The organism is Colwellia psychrerythraea 34H (assembly GCF_000012325.1).
In the GTDB taxonomy this organism is placed as follows: Bacteria; Pseudomonadota; Gammaproteobacteria; order Enterobacterales; family Alteromonadaceae; genus Colwellia; species Colwellia psychrerythraea_A.
Genome location: NC_003910.7, coordinates 2,558,436 through 2,575,713, shown reverse-complemented (window position 1 = coordinate 2,575,713; position 17,278 = coordinate 2,558,436). Strand labels below are relative to the sequence as shown.

Sequence of the window (17,278 nt, the reverse complement as noted above, 5' to 3'; positions counted from 1 at the left end):
AGCTGAGCTTTATAGAGCAAGAGAAAACTAAATACCAAATCTGCTAAGTTATTTCCATATTAGCGACATTAAAAGGCTTACCGGTAAATCCTTAAATGTAGATTATGATTAGGGTCTGTTGATCTTTCGAGATTATTTTTGCAGTGATTTGTTGGGTATTTATACAAGGCAGAGCCTTTGTCATGTGGTTGTTCCATATAAAAAGGCGATAACGCCGTAAAAATGACCAACAAACGCTGTCCGAAGGATTCGACTAAAAGCGTTTTACTCTTTGTTGAGTAGTATTTGCTTAGAGTGACTAGGCTACACACTACTCGCCGCGATTAAAACGCTTTACTCTCTTTAAAAAAGGCGAACAAAATTTAACAGTGAAAGATCAACAGCCCCTAATCTACAACTAATTCAGGCCAGTTAACGTTGGCATTATCTACGCCATTCTTACAACTCATTGGATCGTTTCCTTTATAATTTCGACAGCCCCAAAACTCGCCTTTTTTGCTCGTACGTAACACCATTTCCGCATCACATAAACTGCACGTTGGTATCAAGCTTTTGCATAAGTCATTCAAGCAGGTTTTAAAACCTGGGTAACGTTTGCGTGTCATTGGACTTTCACATTTAGCACAAGGCTTTTCTTTATGTTCACAGCGAGGAGAATTAGAACAGGCATAGAAGGTACCAAAACGGCCGGTACGTTTTTTTAATAGCCCTGTTTTACAAGCCAGACAATGTAAGTCGTCTACCAATGATTGAGTTGCTGTACATTCAAATTCATTCAGTTCAATTTGATGATCGTTCACAAGTTCTTTAACAAAGGGGTTTGATTCGGTCATATCTGCAATAATATAAACCCTGTCTTTCGCTCTGGTGAGCGCTACATAAAGTAATCTTCGCTCTTCTGCATAGGGAAATTTTTCTTTTTTCGCCAGTAATGCTTCATTAAGTGCAGGCGTTACTTTCTCAGAAGGAAAACCATGAGCGCCCTTTTTCAGACCAACAATAATGACATAATCGGCCTCTTTTCCTTTTGAAGTATGGAAAGATTGAGCATCAATGGTCAGTAAGGGATATTGATTATTTAACCTGTTAAGATCTATGTTACTTGGTAAAAAAAACCAAAAACGTGCTAATAAATAAACGGTAACAGGCTTACATACTTTAGCTGAAATAGCCGCTAAAACATCGTCGATTGCACCATTAGCCATTTCATCGATCAGTCCTGTTTTTCGAGAGCGAAATTGACTGTTATCTCGTTTGAGCAACGACACCGCAGGTGCATTAACTTGTTTCAACGAGGTGATTTTTTTGGTGATTTGTGCTGGGTTTTTGCTAATAAAATCGGTTGCAACTTTGCCAATTTGGTTGTTAAATCGAAAAGTTTGATCTAATTCTGATTGAGTTGTTGATCCAAAGTAATTAGAGAATTGAGTCGTTAAAGTGACATCAGCACCACTAAATCGGTATATAGCCTGCCAATCATCGCCTACTGCAAAAACAGAACATTCTTTATTGTTGTCACGTAACGCTTTTACCAAACGTGCTCGTGGCTCGGATATATCTTGAAATTCATCAACCATGATATAACGCCAGGGAGACTTAAATTGACCTGCTTGAACATAGGTTAACGCTTTATTAATCATATCTTCAAAATCAATTTCATGGTGCTGTGCTAAGTGTTGTTCATAAGCGCTTAAAATAGGCTTGAGCAATGCTAAGGCTTTTTCTGTTTGTTTAGGCTCTACCGAGTTAGCGATAATACTGTTTTGTAAACTACTCGCTAAGGTGCAGTCTAAAGTTGTATCTAGACAAGCAGCTTTATAAAGCCCAACTAATTGCGTAAATGTTTTAGCAAGCTCGGTTATTCTGCCACTCTCATTGAGTGTGGCTAGTATTACGTCGCTAGGTATCAGTTCAATTGGTCTTAGTTCAGCAGATATATGTTCACTAGACATTAATTCGCTAGGTGTTTTTTCGCTAGGAAAGGAATCAGCGGGTGATAAGTCAGAACGATTTTTTAGTTCAATCAATGATGCCTTTAAGGCACTTAGTAATTGACCTGTTTTATGTTGCGCATAGGTAAATTCAAGACACACAGTATTAAATTTATTATGAGTATCACGTTTCCATTGAATACCCTCATGGTATTCATCTTTATCTATGTATGGCGCTGTATCTTCGTTCTCATCAATCCCATAATATTCAATATAGACATTGAATTCAGGCAGAAAGAAGTCTGGCTGATATTGTTTTCGTTCGATTGATTTTACATCGTAAGCGTATTTAGCTTCATACTGATATTCTATGCCATAAGAGAATAAGCTATTGGCAATATAAAGCTCCCCGAAGCTTTTGACTTGCTCACCTTTAAAACTGCGAATATCATTGTCCGTTAAGTACTGGTAGTACTCGCCTTTGCTTTTAAAGTCAAAAGCACTGCGTTCAACATAATAGTACTTGCCAAAATACTCGAGGATGAGCTTGCGATACTGCCTATCTTCTTTAATGAGTCTTTCAAAATAACTTTGAATCCATTTAGATTTTGCTTTTTCATCATCTGCTAATACTGATAAACTGGGTTTTCCCCCTTCAACCTGAGCGATAATACTCAGGCCTAAACGATGAAAAGTAGTCGCGCTGATTTTATCAGTCGATAACTTATCTCTAATTCTTTCATCCATTTCATTAGCTGCTTTTCGGCCATAGGCTAACAATAATATTTCATCGCTCTTCGCTTGCAGGCTATTGAGTAAATAACCTGTCCGACCAATCATCACACTGGTTTTTCCGGTTCCCGCGCCAGCTAATAATAAATTATTGTCATTATCGATAATACAGGCTCTGCGCTGACACAGTGTTAATGGATTAGACTCGACATTATCAAAAAAGGCTTCATGAGTTTGAAGTTGCTTACTGATGTAGCTTTCTCGACAATCAGCTATTCCCTGCTGCTGCCAATGTTGGTAATACGATAATCGTTGTGTTATTTCAATAACATTGGTCAGTGAACTCGTTGATTTACTTGAGCTGTTTGAATTAAGCCACGGCAACCAACGGACTAATTCTTGCCTCGATGCTAATTGAATACGTTCAATTATTGAACGACGCATATATCGATTAGTCTTAAATCTTTCTATGGCGGTTAATAACGTTTCAACACGATGAATATTGGCTGCTGCCCAACGTTGCTCACAATTATTTTTGTGCTTACGCTTTGATTTATAGGCAAGCATGGTGAAAACATAGCTTTTGCTTTCTGTTTTAAATGAAATTATTTGACCAAAAAAGCTGAGATGAAAAGTTGGAGGAACGATAAGCTCTTCCCACTTGATAGTGGTCAAACTATCTTCAACGTCAATAACTACACCACAATCACTGATTTTTATCGCTGTTGGTATACCAATGAATCGACGAAAAAAACTGGAAGGGATACAGTAGTCAGATAGCTGTTCAATACTATCGACAACCGTTTGAGGGTTACTGCTCATCAATACAACATTCGTCTTGTAGAAATGCAATCACAGAAAGCAATTTGTCATATTCAACGACGCAATAAAGAACCCGTCCTTCACGACGCTGTGTAATCAACCCTGCAGAAGCCAAACTAGAGATGTGATGTGATAATGTTGAACCAGGTATCTGTAACTCTTCTTGCACTTCACCCACAGCAATACCTTGCTCACCTGATTTTACTAAGCGTTTAAATATTGCTAATCGAGTTGGATGGCCTAATTCTTTTAAGGCTTTGGCAATTACATCTATATCCATAACATTCTCACTAAATTGGTGTTTCACTTATATAATTCGATATTACTAGAAATATATTGACTCGGGTAGTTATTTCTTTATAATTCGAAGAATCTAGAAATAACGAATTGATTAACTTACGAGAACATTTATTATGACAATTACACAACAAATGGTATTTGATACCTTAAACATGTTTGCTTTTTTAGCCGTAGAGCTAACCGTACTGTTTTTACTGATCAGTTATATTGTCGGTGTTCTTCAGGAATATATTCCGCCGAGTAAAATTCAGAGTATTTTAAGTAGTAAGAATGGCAAAGGTTATATCGTCGCCGGGTTTCTTGGTGCCATTACGCCTTTTTGCTCCTGCTCAACAATTCCTTTTTTAAAAGGATTACTTAGAGCAAAAGCCGGCTTTGGCACTATGATGGTGTTCTTATTTGCTAGCCCATTACTTAACCCAATTATCATTGGTTTATTTGCCGTTACCTTTGGCTTAAAAGTTACGGCATTCTATTTTACCATAGCAATGGGTGTTTCAATTGCTGCGGGTTATTTGTTAGAGAAATTTGGTTTCGAAAGATACATTAAACCTGAAGCCTACATTACTCCTGAAAGTAAAAGCTGTGCAACTAGCTGTGGTAATAATATCGAGACGGTAAGTAAATGGACTAAGATTTGGCACAGCACCTGGTCTGATTTTAAAAAAGTATTGCCTTATTTAATAGGTGGTATCGCATTAGGTTCAATGATTTACGGATTTATGCCAACAGAATTTGTTGCCAGCGTAGCAAGTGAGAGCAATCCCTTTGCAGTGCCTATTGCAGCAGTGATTGGTATTCCACTCTATATAAGAGCTGAAGCAGTAATACCTTTAAGTGCAGCATTAGCAGCAAAAGGCATGGGACTTGGTGCAGTAATGGCATTAATTATTGGCAGTGCAGGAGCAAGTTTAACCGAAGTTATATTGCTTAAATCGTTATTCAAAAATCCAATGATAATTGCCTTTTTAACGGTAATATTATCAATGGCGGTAGGTGCTGGTTATTTGTATTCATTTCTTTTCTAAATAGAGTCTGAAACACAAAGTGTGTAATTTCTCATTTAAAATGAGTAATTACACACTTTCTCTCTGCTTCTCACTCTGTTCAGAATCTAGGGTTGTAGGATTTACATTGCTGCTTTCTTCCGTGAAAATAACAAAATTCAATGGTGCAGTCATTGAACCATTTAAAACTGCTAATTCAATATGTTTATAAGTATTCATGATTATACCTTCTTGTTAATTTACATTAATAAACTTGTTTACTAATTTAACTATAAACTTAGTTTTTAGGGTTTCAGCACCAGTACCTTCGATATAACGAGGATCACTTATCAAAAAATTCTACGATAACAAGTGATCCATTTTAGATACCTCTGTAACGCTTATAGTTGAGTTGCTAATTCCAGTCCTTGTTTAATAGCACGCTTAGCATCAAGCTCTGCCGCTACATCCGCACCACCAATTAAGTGATAGGATTTATTTAAACCCTCAACTAATTCTCTGGCAGGATCTTGCCCCGCACAAATAATGATATTATCAACATTAAGTACCTGCTTTTCACCGGCGATGCTCAAGTGCAAACCTGCATCATCAATTTTGTGATACTGACAAGACGGAATCATTTTTACTTGCTTGTTTTTAAGACCCGTACGATGGATCCAACCAGTCGTTTTACCTAAACCAGCACCTACTTTAGATTCTTTACGTTGGAGTAAAAACACTTCACGTGCCGGTGCTGATACTTGAGCTTTAACACCCTCAATGCCTGCACGTGCTTGAAGAGTCATATCAACACCCCATTCTTTCATATAAGCTTCAATATTCTGACTGGTCCCTTCACCTGAATGCACTAAGTACTCAGAAACATCAAAACCGATACCACCAGCGCCGATAACAGCTACTTTTTTGCCTACCTTCTTTTTATGTCTTAGCACATCGATATAGTTTAGAACTTTTGCATGCTCAATACCTTCAATCGGCGGTGTACGTGGGTTTATTCCTGTCGCAATAACGACTTCATCAAAATCACTATCGTTTAATTCAGCTGCCGTTACTTTGGTGTTTAACTTCACTGTGACGCCTGTTAATTCAAGCTTGCGAGCAAAATAACGAATAGTTTCTGAAAACTCTTCTTTACCTGGCACTTGTTTGGCAATATTAAATTGACCACCTACTTCACTGGCACCATCAAAAAGAGTTACCTCATGGCCTGCATCCGCAAGTGCGGTAGAGGCAGACAAACCAGCTGGACCTGCACCAATGACTGCTATTTTCTTCACTGTTTTTGTTGGAATTATATTAATTTCTGTTTCAAAACAAGCTCGAGGATTAACTAAACAACTAGACATTTCTCCCGAAAACACATGATCTAAACAGGCTTGGTTACAACCGATACAAGTATTGATTTCATCGCTACGACCTTGTGCTGCTTTGTTAACAAACTCAGCATCCGCTAGGAAAGGACGTGCCATTGAAATCATATCAGCATCACCATTTTGCAACACAGCTTCGGCAACTTCAGGGGTATTAATTCGATTTGAAGTGATTACTGGGATGTTAAAATGTTCTTTATATTTAGCCGTTACCCAAGTAAAGGCTGCTCGTGGCACTTTAGTTTGGATCGTAGGTATCCGCGCTTCATGCCAACCGATACCTGTATTAATAATAGTTGCACCAGCTTTTTCAATGGCTTGTCCAAACTGTACCGCTTCTTCAAAAGTACTGCCGCCTTCAACAAGATCCATCATAGATAAGCGGAATATTATGATAAATTTTTCGCCAACTGCTTCGCGGATTCGACGAACCACATCAACACCAAACTTAATGCGGTTTTCAAAAGCACCACCCCACTCATCATCACGTTGATTGGTTCTTAGAGCGGTAAATTGATTAATGAAGTAACCTTCTGAGCCCATTACTTCAACACCATCGTAATTAGCTTCTTGCGCTTTTACAGCCAGATCAATAAATCCTACTAGCTCTTCCTCTATCATTTCAGCGGTAGCTGCTTCAGGTTTAAATGGGTTAATTGGCGCTTGAATAGCTGACGGCGCGATAGGTTTTTTATTAAAAGCATAACGACCTGTATGTAATATCTGCATACATATCTTACTGTCATACTTATGAACTTCATCTGTTATAACTCTATGTTTAGCAATATCTTCCGCTGTTTCAATCATCTTAGTGTCGTGGTGAGTAGCACCGCGCTTAGTTGGACCATAACCACCGGTTACAATAAGACCACACCCACCTTTAGCGCGTTCTCCATAAAAGGCAACCATACGCTTAGTTCCTTCAGGGTGCTCTTCTAAACCCGTGTGCATTGATCCCATTAAAACTCGGTTCTTTAGTGTGGTGAAACCAAGATCAAGTGGTTCAAACAGTTTTGAAAATTGTTGCTCAGACATCGCTTACTCTCTTTATATAGCTAGTGTGAAATTTCAGGACTTTCACTGATTAAGTTAAACAAATGAGGAGATATAGCCAAGCCACTCGAAAATATTTATTTCGGGTATCTTGTGTATAAATCCCTTAAACCAAAGTTGACACTGTCAAGTTAAGATAAATAAAAGATACACCGTAAATATGACAGTGTCAAGATTGCTTGTTTTAGGGATAATTGCTAAATTAGCCTTATGAATAATATTAATGAAAAATCAACGTATCACCACGGTGATCTCCGCGAAACTTTACTGGTTGTTGCAACAGAAATGTTGCAAGAAAATGGCATAAAAGAAGTATCGTTACGTAAGCTTGCATCCCGCGTGGGAGTTTCCAGAACTGCACCCTATCATCACTTTAAAGATAAAAATGCCCTGCTTTGTGGCATGGCAGAAAAAGGTTTTGAACAATTACATCAGATAAACAAATGTGGTTATGAAGATGGAGAATTATCTATAAGAGAACATTTTTATCGATTTATTCATGATTACATTCAGTTTGCTCATAACAATCCTGACCTTTATGAATTAATGTTCGGACGTACTATCTGGAAAGACAAAAGTAGCACCCAGGAACTTCGAGACTCAGCCTACCCTTGTTTTCAATTTCAAGTGGCAATGACGCAAGAATGGCAAAAGAAAGGACTATTTAACGTCGATGATAATGCCTTGCGGGTATCACAAGTATTGTGGGGCACGGTACACGGCATAGCGAAGCTATTTATTGATGGTATCTATACTGATAACAGTAAAATTGATGAAATTTGTGACTATGCGGTCAGTATGTTTTTATCAAACTCAAAAAAATAAGAACTCGCTAGCATTAATAAATATTACTAATAAAGCTGAGTCCCTCGCAACTATTGCCCCAAGCATTGCCTCAGCTACTTCTTTCAACTAACAACTTAATGGCAATGGCCAGCGTCATCAGCACAATTAAGGGTTTGATTAAAGCGACGCCGCGATGAATCACTAAATTCGAACCCAGTCGCGCACCCACTACCTGTGAAGCAGCCATCGTAATAGCTAAACTCCAGACAATATGTCCGCCCCATAAAAAGATAATCATGGATGTGGTATTTACAATTAACACTAAGGGTTTAGTAAAAGCAGTTGCTTTTCGCATGTTAAAACCACGTAAAGAGGCAAAAGCAACCGCGAAAAATGACCCCATTCCTGGACCAAAAAAACCACCATAAAGTCCGATACCACCACCGATAAAGGGGGCAAAAGCTTTCTCTGATATTTTCGGTGGTAAATCTTCATCAGTAATGGTTGGAGAGAACATCATATAAAGTGCTAATACAATAAGCAGATACGGCATCATTACTGACAAATAGTCAGTTGATATTTGCTGTACTAAATAGGTACCTATCACAGAGCCAACAAAGGCATAACACAGTGCAGGCCTCAGGGCTTTCAAATCAATATATCCCTTGCGAAAGAAATTAATTGTTGAAGATAATGTACCAAAGACACTTTGAAATTTATTGGTTGCTAAGGCGTTAAGTGGAGGCAAACCTGCCCATAATAAAACAGGTAAAACAATGGCGCCACCTGCCCCGGCAATGGAACTGATAAAACCAGCAATAAAGGCAACTGCGGTTAAACCGATAAAAAGCATTAGTGATAATTCGATTTTTCGCTCCCATCTTTTGAAAGACACCTTAACCGCTAACGATCTAGGTCATCACCCTTATATTAAGTCAGGATATCATACTAAAATTCAAATAAAGTACGTAACGATAACAAGCTTAGTATGCTGTATTTATTATATAATTTATAATGTAAATTTCTAATAATGAATATTCTTCACCGACATAATATGAACCGTAATACCCAAATAAAAGTTACCTTTTTGTATCTTAAAGTTGACCAAATATGCCGGTTAACGTTACCACGTCTCATGGCTTCTTCAAAACAAAAGTGGGCATTACACTAATCTGTTATTCTGCACCCTTAGTTGACCTTAACAGATTGAAAAGGTTAATATATTTATATCGTTATTTGAGGACACCCTATTGTTATCTTAGGTATGCTCTCATTTCAATAAAATGGATTTACGAAATGTTTGGAAGAAAAATACTTATCACTTTGACCTCTATTATTTGTCTGGTAATTATATATCTAAATTCAGATAGCTACTTATCTGGAAATAAGGCCTTTATAACAAAAGAAACAAAAAAATCTACTGAACAAAGTGATAAGTCATTACCGAAAACACTAATAGTAACAACGGATCAAGTCGTTAGTGCGGTCTTTAAGAATGATGCTGACTTGGATACTTTTGAGTGCTTTCCAGACTTTACTTTCAATAAAAAAACATGGTTGGATGATGCTAAGCACTATTTCCAATCTCTTGATGCTGACTTTACCTTTGATGAAGAAGCTCACATGCTTGAGGGCGAACAATATCTTCAGTCTCTTGATGGCCATTTTTCTAAAGCAGCCCCGTTAAATTATGCGTTGTTTTCAACACCACCAAAGGGAATGAGTAGATTAGACTTGCTACTTAACTATCATACCCAATTTCAAAGTAACCCTCTCGTTTCTCTGAATTTAATCAATTTATGTAAGCACGCTTCGGATAAAAGATGCACTGTTGATATCGTTAATAATTTAATATCTTCCGATAGTAATAATGGGGCAATTTGGCTAAGTATTGCATCCTTCTACGCTGCTAACAGTGATGATGAGGGAGTCATAAGTGCTATTAATTCGTTGGAGAAAACGACATTATTTAACGAAAGATACGGTGAGAGTATTTTGCGATATGCACAAGCATTGGAAGACTCAATCTCAAATAACTTTTATTCTAACGTGATAGCAGGAGTAGGCAATGCTGCAGCTCAGTCTCCGAATAACTCACCTGTATTACAATGGTGTAAACAGGGAGTACAAGAACCAGAGAAAGCAGATGCCTGCTTAACACTTGGTAAACAGCTAGAAACAAGAGGTAAAACAATCAGTAGTAACGTAATTGGTCTCGTTCTACAGGACACGGTATTTACATCACTGGACAACAGTGAGGCAAAACAATTAGTCGAAAATAAAAAGAAAACTTTATTTTCTCATGCCGATAATGAACAATTTAAACAAGCCTCAATTATGATGATGTTAGACGAACGATTACTTCGAAATTGGTTGAATAATCTAGATTCTCAAGGGGAATTTGAATCACAACAGTTATTAGTCGAAGAAGCTGAAGCCCTGTATGAAGAGAATAAAAATGTACTATGCACAGCCATATACAAAATTATGGATGTTCTCTAATTTACTTTTTTCTCGTATTATTAATAAGTTTGAGTAATGTCTTCGGCTTACAAAATAAAGTTAATGCATACATATTAAGCCACTGAAATATAATAAATTAATTAGTATTAAGCAGATGATGATTATTAAGATGTCTATATAACAATTTGTTATACGAGTGGAAGTATTTGATGAATAAAGATGAAACAGAAGTTGAGGGCGAGCTATGAGTATTGGCACACCAAGAGATTATAGTGAAGACATGTATAAAGTTTATTTTGAGTTAGGAGAGTGGGAAGGAAGAGCCCTAGATATTCTTACCTCATTTGTCGGTGATTATCACTCAAAAAAAATTTTACACCTAGAGTTTGGGTATGAAGTGGCAATACCTATTCAATGTATACCAGATGTTGTAAAACTTTTGAGCCAAAATAATATAGCTATCTATCAGATAGTACGTGGCGACAAAATAGAGGAGGCATGGCGTTAGTCGTAAATTTAATATAACAAGAATTTAAAGCGGGACTGCGAAAAGTTTCTCAGTCTCACTACACATTTAACAAACAATTTTAACGTCATATTTTTAGCGTTAACTTAATAATCATGGAAGAGTATGCGTTTATCTAAAGTTTTATTAATTTCTTCTTTGTCTCTATTTCTTTGCTCATGTGCCGTTATGCCAACATTTACTGAGAAGTTTGATGAAAAATGCCAAGCAGTTCAAAAAAAGGTGGTGCTTTCCATTGAAGATGCTGGAATGTTTGGTGAATTAGAATGCCCCAGTAAGGATGATTGTAAAGCTCAGCTCTTAGGGCAAATATTAGGATCAGTGATTATTTTTCCTGTAAGTGCAATAATCTCTGGTTCAATCGCTGTTATTGGTAATTCTGTTTATTGGTTGAATGAACAAGGGCAATGCGGCGAATAAATTAAGCTAACAAGAAATATTCAACTACACGTAACCGTTGGCTGCGAAAGTGGTGAAAGATCACTTCACTTCATATTTTAACCAACACTTTTAAGCCTCTGATTGAGGCGTTAACTGCACAGGAGGTTTTGTGAAATACTTTGCATATGGTTCAAACATGTCACTTTTAAGGCTTAAAGAACGGGTACCCAGTTCCAAAAAACTTGGAATAGTGACACTTAAAAAGCACCAACTACGTTTTAATATGAGTGGTGATGATGATTCTGGCAAGTGTGATTCTTTTGAAACGAATAATCATGAAGACATAGTTATTGGGGCTCTGTTTGAGATAGACGAAAATGAAAAAGACGCTTTAGACAGAGCTGAAAGCTTAGGGGATGGATACGATGAAAAATTTGTCTTTGTTCAAAGTAACTCCGGTGAGGTGTTTGAGGCATTAACCTACTATGCAATCAAAATAGACGCTTCGTTACAGCCTTATTCTTGGTACCTAAATCACGTTATTATTGGGGCAAAAGAAACAAAATTACCTACTGATTATCTTGCAATCATTGAGTCTGTTGAATGCATCGAAGACCCAGATACAAGCAGAGACGCAAAACAGCGTGCAATGTACGTTTAAGTTGCTCCTCAATTGACAACTAATCTCAAGAAGGCAATCTTTTTTACAATCCGACATTTTTATAATAGCTTTAATCAATCATTATCATCATTTTAATCGATTTTATCGATTATTATTTTTGGTCTAATATTAAGTTTCTAAACACGTGATATTAGGAAGATATGATGAAAAAGAAACTTACCACCAATGCTGGCTGCCCCGTAGCTAACAACCAAAATGTTATGACCGCCGGTCCTCGTGGACCTCAATTACTACAAGACGTTTGGTTTCTAGAGAAACTAGCACATTTTGATCGTGAAGTTATACCAGAAAGACGTATGCATGCCAAAGGATCTGGTGCATACGGAACTTTTACTGTTACTCATGATATTACACAATACACAAGAGCAAAGATTTTCTCTGAAGTAGGGAAAAAAACCGAGATGTTTGCTCGATTTACCACTGTTGCAGGTGAACGAGGTGCCGCCGATGCTGAGCGTGATATCAGAGGGTTTGCGTTAAAGTTTTATACTGAAGAAGGTAATTGGGACTTAGTAGGTAATAACACCCCAGTTTTCTTTTTACGTGATCCGTTAAAATTCCCCGATTTAAACCATGCCGTAAAACGAGATCCTCGTACCAATATGCGTAGCGCGCAAAACAATTGGGATTTCTGGACCTCGCTGCCAGAGGCTTTACATCAAATCACTATCGTTATGAGTGATCGAGGTCTACCTGCAACTTATCGACATATGCACGGCTTTGGTAGCCATACATTTAGTATGATCAACGCAGACAATGAACGCGTATGGGTTAAGTTTCATTTTGAATCGAATCAAGGGATACAAAACTTAACTGACCAAGAAGCTGAAGTCGTTATTGGTCAGAACCGAGAAAGCCATCATGCTGATTTATATGACTCGCTTGAATCGGGCGATTTCCCGTCTTGGACTTTAAAAATTCAAGTTATGACTGAAGAGCAAGCAGAAAAATCTCCTTACAACCCTTTTGATTTAACGAAAGTATGGCCACACAAAGATTATCCTCTTATAGAAGTGGGCGTAATGGAATTGAATCGAAATCCAGAGAATTTTTTCGCTGAAGTAGAACAGTCCGCATTTAACCCTGCGAGTATAGTACCAGGCATAAGCTTTTCTCCTGACAAAATGTTGCAAGGTCGCTTATTTTCTTATGGTGATGCACAACGTTATCGTTTGGGCGTGAATCATCAACAAATACCGGTTAATGCGCCACGTTGTCCCGTACATAGCTATCACCGAGACGGAGCAATGCGAGTTGATGGCAACCATGGCAGTACTATAGGTTATGAGCCAAACACTCAAGGTGAATGGCAAGAACAACCAGACTTTTCTGAACCACCTATGGAATTATCTGGTGCTGCCGCCCATTGGAATCATCGAGAAGATGAAGATTATTTTTCACAACCGGGTGACTTATTCAGGTTAATGGATAACAGCCAACAGCAGGCTTTATTTGATAATACCGCCAGATCCGTTGGCGGTGCGAGTATTGATATCCAAAAAAGGCATATTTCACACTGTTTAAAAGCTGATCAAGCTTATGGTGCAGGTGTTGCTAAAGCACTTGGGATCTTGTTAGATACTATCTAACATTAATTAAGATAACGGTGGTTCAGTGATAAGTATTTATCTCAATCATTATCTGAATCATCGTTAACTGTATTTAAAGCTCATTTACCCCCTTTTATCATTGACACCAGCCTCTTCCTCCCCCATTGTTCACGATTTACCAAGCTCCCGTAAATTTTAGCGAGAATAAATGCCTACTACCTCTGCCAATAAGCAAGAACTACAGGGTTACTTCCTGATGTTTGGTTCGATCCTTATATTCTCATTGTTGCCTTATTACATACAGTTTTTGGCGCCTGTGGATGGTAATACCCTGTTTTCTTTTCGTGTGTTATCACAGTTAGGTTTTGGTTTTCTATTTTTGGTTTTGACTCGACAACTGTTCGCGCTTAAAGCCGTATTTGTACAGCCAAAAGAGTTGTTGCTGTTGTGCTTAACATCCCCCTTGATCGCAATACAATGGTGGATATTTTTTTGGGGCCCTGTCAATGGTGAAACTATTAATATCGCGATGGGTTACTTTTTATTACCCATTACCATTAGTTTAACCGGCCGCTTCTATTTTAAAGAAAAATTAAGTCCCCTATTATGGCTCGCTGTGGGCGCCGCCTTAATAGGAGTGAGCGTTGAGTTATATAGAAGCCACTCATTCTCTTGGGTTACTTTACTTATTTGTTTGGCTTATCCGCCGTATTTTATCTTGCGCCGCAAAAGCAAAATACCAACAACAAGTAATTTTGTTGCAGAGAACATTTTTGTCACACCGTTGGCTTTATTGCTGCTGTATTTTACCCACCAACAGCAACTGCCCTTTTTGCCTTCATTAGATTGGGGAATTCTATTGTTATTAGGCTCAGGGTTATTGGGCACTGTTGCTATGCTGTTTTTTGTTTCCGCATCAACACGTTTAAAATTTACAATCTTTGGTATGTTAAATTATGGCGAGCCCATATTGATGATGCTAGTCGCAATATTTTTATTAAATGAAGTCATAAGCCCAGAACAACTATGGAGCTATGGTTTCTTTGGTATCGCGGTATTGTTGGTTATCGGTGATAGTCTACTGCGTATCATAATCAGTAGAAAAAAAGCATTTCCCCCACGATAATCCAGAGTATATAAACAAAAAACCGCAAACATTGCAGTCTGCGGTTTTATTAAAACTATAAAAAGGTTTGTTTAAAGACAAACCGCTTTAATACGGATTTTATCTGTCCAACTAAGAAAACCATGATTAGTTAAATATTCAACGTTAATCATTGAAGTTCCGTTCGGACATTCAACTAACAGGTTTTTGTAAGCTTGGTCAACATAGTTAGTATCGTAAACAAAACCTAGTATATTTTTTTGAGATTTTTCAATTTCAATAACCTTGCCAATCTCAACGTCGTTAGCACTATTACTTCCAACATCTACTTGTGACATATGAACACTGCTAGTGCACGCACTTAGCATCGCCACTGTAAGTAACAAAAATAGCTTTTTCATTGCTACACCTCATTACAGTAGGCAGAAACAACAACTTCTCTTTTAAACATAAGCACATAACCTGTTGTTTGGTGTTTAGTGTAAACCCCTTCGATTTTTCCTGTTGGACATTGGCCTTTAAGCTTATCAATTGCTTCATCAACAAAAGCATTGCTAAAGTTAATACCTATGAAGTTCCAGCTAGATGACGTGGTAGTTATTACGTTATCTCTTTGTGCTGGAACTTGTGTCATAGAGACTGTATTTAAACCAACGCAGCCTGTGAGTGACATTGCAAGTACTGAAAATAATATTGTGTTCTTTAACATGTGATTTTTTCCTAAATTTAGTTAATCTGAGTCGTATTAATGCAGTAACCGTTGATGCGCACAACCTCGCCACTTACAGGCCCTACGTTGGTTGCTTCGCGAACTGACGTTAATCCAGTTAACTTTTTGCTTGGACATGCCTTTATGACCTCAGAGAGGACTTCATCGGCATAAGCGTCGTTATATACAGGGTTACCCGTTTTAGGACCAAAATTACTGATAGCCAAAATAAAAGCCACTAATTCTAAGTCTTCGCTAGTTGAGGATGATTTTGCTACCTCTGACCCTATCTCTGCAGCTTTAGCTGCATCAAAACCAAATTCATTCACCTTAATTGTGAATGGCGTTAACGTACCTTGAGACTGATCTATATCACCAATATGAACATGATGAAGTTGACTACACCCTCCAACAAGTAAAAAGCTGAGCCCAAGAATACTTTTCAATTTTATCGGCATAATTGCCTACCTTTTTATTATGTGGATTGATAAAGCGTGGCGCTATTATACTTTCTAATTAAACGAGTAGATCTGCTTTATTGTTTAGTAAGTGTCGGGGAAACGTAAGAAACTGTAAGCTACAGCTCTGCTAGCGGTGATTCAGCTATTAGTTAATCATCTATAGCTTGAGTTATATTTGAGGTGATCGGAATTACGCGTGAATAGAACGATTATGCTACAGTGTTAATCACTAAATATGATGGGCATACTACAATGAAATTATATCACTGCCGCGACTCTCGCTCTGTCAGGCCGTTATGGGCTCTCGAAGAATTACAGCTTGACTATGAACTGATTAATATGGAGTTTCCGCCAAGATATAACCATGCAGGTTATTTAGACATTAATCCATTGGGTACTGTGCCGACCTTCATCGACAGGAACTTAGTTATGACTGAGTCTGCTGCTATCTGTCAGTATTTGGTTGATAAATATGGGACGAGTGAAATAGGTTTAAGCATTGAACACCCAGAATACGGTGATTACCTTAATTGGATTCATCGAAGTGATACTACCTTCACTTTTCCGCAAGCCTTAATATTAAGATATGACCGTTATGAAAAGCCTGAACGTCTACAACCACAAGTCGTCGAAGATTATAAAAAATGGTTGTCATCACGTTTGAGTAGCGTTGAGGTTGCACTTGAAACCAGTGATTACCTTTGTGCTGGTAAATTTACAATAGCTGATATTTGTGTTGGTTATGCCCTTTTTCTCGCTCACAAAACAGATAACGATAAAAATTTCGGGCCGCATACTCGTGATTATTTAAAAAGACTAATGGCTCGGGTAGGCTTTAAATCAGCAATGAATCAACAAGAAGATCTTACACCAATTTTCTAATTAGCACAGGCTCACTCATTAATGTGACTTGCAATGAGCTATTCAGAAGATACAGCGCGAACTACTTTATCGGTAATTTGCGCTGAATATTGATGGTTTAGGAGAATAAGCTATAAAAAGCTAATGAGTTATTTTTCTGCTTCTGTAGCTGCTGCAGTGGCTGCCGTTGCTTTTCTCATAGCCGCTTTAATTTCCTTAATATCGCAGCCATCAAGCAGCAATAATACATCGGCGATAGAACTTCGTAATTCAGTACTTTCTTTCAGCGTTTTTTTGTTTTGTATATGTGAGATTGACTCTCTATTCATTACGGTATTAAGTAACTTCTTCAAACCATCCTCATCATCAATATCTAATGGGGCGAGAGGATTGGGTGTTACTTCATTATATGCATTATAAATAAGAGTGAGTGCTTCTTGAGATTCTTTTAATCTTTGCATTTTTTATTCTTATTAAATTGAATAGTCATTTTAGATTACATCAATAAAACACTTTGTCTATAAGATATTGAACAATAT

Annotated in this window: 19 protein-coding genes; 9 read left to right on the top strand and 10 right to left on the bottom strand. The window is 37.6% G+C overall.

Annotation, left to right across the window (positions count from 1 at the left end; genetic code table 11):
* Positions 1–77: 77 nt before the first annotated feature.
* From CPS_RS24100 to CPS_RS10900, 3 genes are all read right to left on the bottom strand, one after another.
* Positions 78–311: a hypothetical protein gene (locus CPS_RS24100; RefSeq protein WP_011043265.1), complete on the bottom strand. Its 234-nt coding sequence runs from the start codon at positions 309–311 to the stop codon at positions 78–80.
* Positions 312–386: 75 nt separating this feature from the next.
* Entirely contained in the window at positions 387–3,485 is a 3,099-nt protein-coding gene (locus tag CPS_RS10905; RefSeq protein WP_041736919.1) for a UvrD-helicase domain-containing protein, read from the bottom strand.
* Entirely contained in the window at positions 3,475–3,765 is a 291-nt protein-coding gene (locus CPS_RS10900) for an ArsR/SmtB family transcription factor (RefSeq protein ID WP_011043263.1), read from the bottom strand. The genes CPS_RS10905 and CPS_RS10900 overlap by 11 nt, the downstream gene beginning before the upstream one ends.
* Positions 3,766–3,898: 133 nt before the next feature.
* Between CPS_RS10900 and CPS_RS10895 the strand changes: the two genes are divergently transcribed.
* The gene (locus CPS_RS10895; RefSeq protein WP_011043262.1) at positions 3,899–4,813 is read left to right on the top strand and encodes a permease; all 915 of its coding nucleotides are present in this window, start codon (positions 3,899–3,901) and stop codon (positions 4,811–4,813) included.
* A 48-nt stretch (positions 4,814–4,861) separates the two neighbouring features.
* Here the strand turns inward: CPS_RS10895 and CPS_RS23895 are convergent, their stop codons facing one another.
* Together CPS_RS23895 and CPS_RS10890 are read right to left on the bottom strand one after the other, a co-directional pair.
* Positions 4,862–5,011: a hypothetical protein gene (locus tag CPS_RS23895; RefSeq protein WP_011043261.1), complete on the bottom strand. Its 150-nt coding sequence runs from the start codon at positions 5,009–5,011 to the stop codon at positions 4,862–4,864.
* Between the two features lie 161 nt (positions 5,012–5,172).
* Positions 5,173–7,197: an NADPH-dependent 2,4-dienoyl-CoA reductase gene (locus CPS_RS10890; protein WP_011043259.1), complete on the bottom strand. Its 2,025-nt coding sequence runs from the start codon at positions 7,195–7,197 to the stop codon at positions 5,173–5,175.
* Between the two features lie 228 nt (positions 7,198–7,425).
* Between CPS_RS10890 and CPS_RS10885 the strand changes: the two genes are divergently transcribed.
* Positions 7,426–8,040 carry a TetR/AcrR family transcriptional regulator gene (locus tag CPS_RS10885; protein WP_011043258.1) on the top strand — a complete coding sequence of 205 codons (615 nt, stop codon included), beginning with the start codon at positions 7,426–7,428 and terminating at the stop codon, positions 8,038–8,040.
* A gap of 70 nt (positions 8,041–8,110) precedes the next feature.
* On the opposite strand, the gene CPS_RS10880 is transcribed toward CPS_RS10885, so the two are convergent.
* Entirely contained in the window at positions 8,111–8,896 is a 786-nt protein-coding gene (locus tag CPS_RS10880) for a TSUP family transporter (protein WP_202944309.1), read from the bottom strand.
* 401 nt (positions 8,897–9,297) lie between these two features.
* Here CPS_RS10880 and CPS_RS10875 point away from each other — a divergent pair, with 401 nt between their 5' ends.
* The 6 genes from CPS_RS10875 to rarD all read left to right on the top strand — a co-directional run bounded on the left by CPS_RS10875 (position 9,298) and on the right by rarD (position 14,729).
* A complete protein-coding gene (locus CPS_RS10875) occupies positions 9,298–10,503 on the top strand; it encodes a hypothetical protein (RefSeq protein ID WP_041736917.1) in 1,206 nt (401 codons plus the stop codon).
* A gap of 205 nt (positions 10,504–10,708) precedes the next feature.
* On the top strand, positions 10,709–10,972 hold the full coding sequence (locus tag CPS_RS10870) for a hypothetical protein (protein WP_011043254.1): 264 nt from the start codon (positions 10,709–10,711) through the stop codon (positions 10,970–10,972).
* 123 nt (positions 10,973–11,095) lie between these two features.
* Entirely contained in the window at positions 11,096–11,410 is a 315-nt protein-coding gene (locus CPS_RS10865; protein ID WP_011043253.1) for a hypothetical protein, read from the top strand.
* Positions 11,411–11,540: 130 nt separating this feature from the next.
* Positions 11,541–12,032, top strand: a complete 492-nt coding sequence (locus CPS_RS10860; RefSeq protein WP_011043252.1) for a gamma-glutamylcyclotransferase family protein — start codon at positions 11,541–11,543, stop codon at positions 12,030–12,032.
* A 164-nt stretch (positions 12,033–12,196) separates the two neighbouring features.
* Entirely contained in the window at positions 12,197–13,642 is a 1,446-nt protein-coding gene (locus tag CPS_RS10855; protein ID WP_011043251.1) for a catalase, read from the top strand.
* 169 nt (positions 13,643–13,811) lie between these two features.
* Positions 13,812–14,729: an EamA family transporter RarD gene (gene rarD / locus CPS_RS10850; RefSeq protein WP_049757855.1), complete on the top strand. Its 918-nt coding sequence runs from the start codon at positions 13,812–13,814 to the stop codon at positions 14,727–14,729.
* A 71-nt stretch (positions 14,730–14,800) separates the two neighbouring features.
* Here rarD and CPS_RS10845 read toward each other — a convergent pair whose 3' ends face one another.
* Genes CPS_RS10845 through CPS_RS10835 form a run of 3 tightly spaced genes read right to left on the bottom strand, consistent with a single transcriptional unit; the run spans position 14,801 to position 15,875 of the window.
* Complete coding sequence (locus CPS_RS10845) at positions 14,801–15,109, bottom strand: hypothetical protein (RefSeq protein WP_011043249.1); 309 nt, start codon at positions 15,107–15,109, stop codon at positions 14,801–14,803.
* A gap of 2 nt (positions 15,110–15,111) precedes the next feature.
* Positions 15,112–15,417, bottom strand: a complete 306-nt coding sequence (locus tag CPS_RS10840; RefSeq protein WP_011043248.1) for a hypothetical protein — start codon at positions 15,415–15,417, stop codon at positions 15,112–15,114.
* Between the two features lie 17 nt (positions 15,418–15,434).
* Positions 15,435–15,875 (bottom strand): hypothetical protein, encoded by a 441-nt coding sequence (locus tag CPS_RS10835; RefSeq protein WP_011043247.1) that lies wholly within the window; start codon positions 15,873–15,875, stop codon positions 15,435–15,437.
* Between the two features lie 255 nt (positions 15,876–16,130).
* Between CPS_RS10835 and CPS_RS10830 the strand changes: the two genes are divergently transcribed.
* The gene (locus CPS_RS10830; RefSeq protein ID WP_011043246.1) at positions 16,131–16,760 is read left to right on the top strand and encodes a glutathione S-transferase family protein; all 630 of its coding nucleotides are present in this window, start codon (positions 16,131–16,133) and stop codon (positions 16,758–16,760) included.
* Positions 16,761–16,888: 128 nt separating this feature from the next.
* On the opposite strand, the gene CPS_RS10825 is transcribed toward CPS_RS10830, so the two are convergent.
* Entirely contained in the window at positions 16,889–17,200 is a 312-nt protein-coding gene (locus CPS_RS10825; protein WP_011043244.1) for a hypothetical protein, read from the bottom strand.
* Positions 17,201–17,278 lie beyond the last annotated feature (78 nt).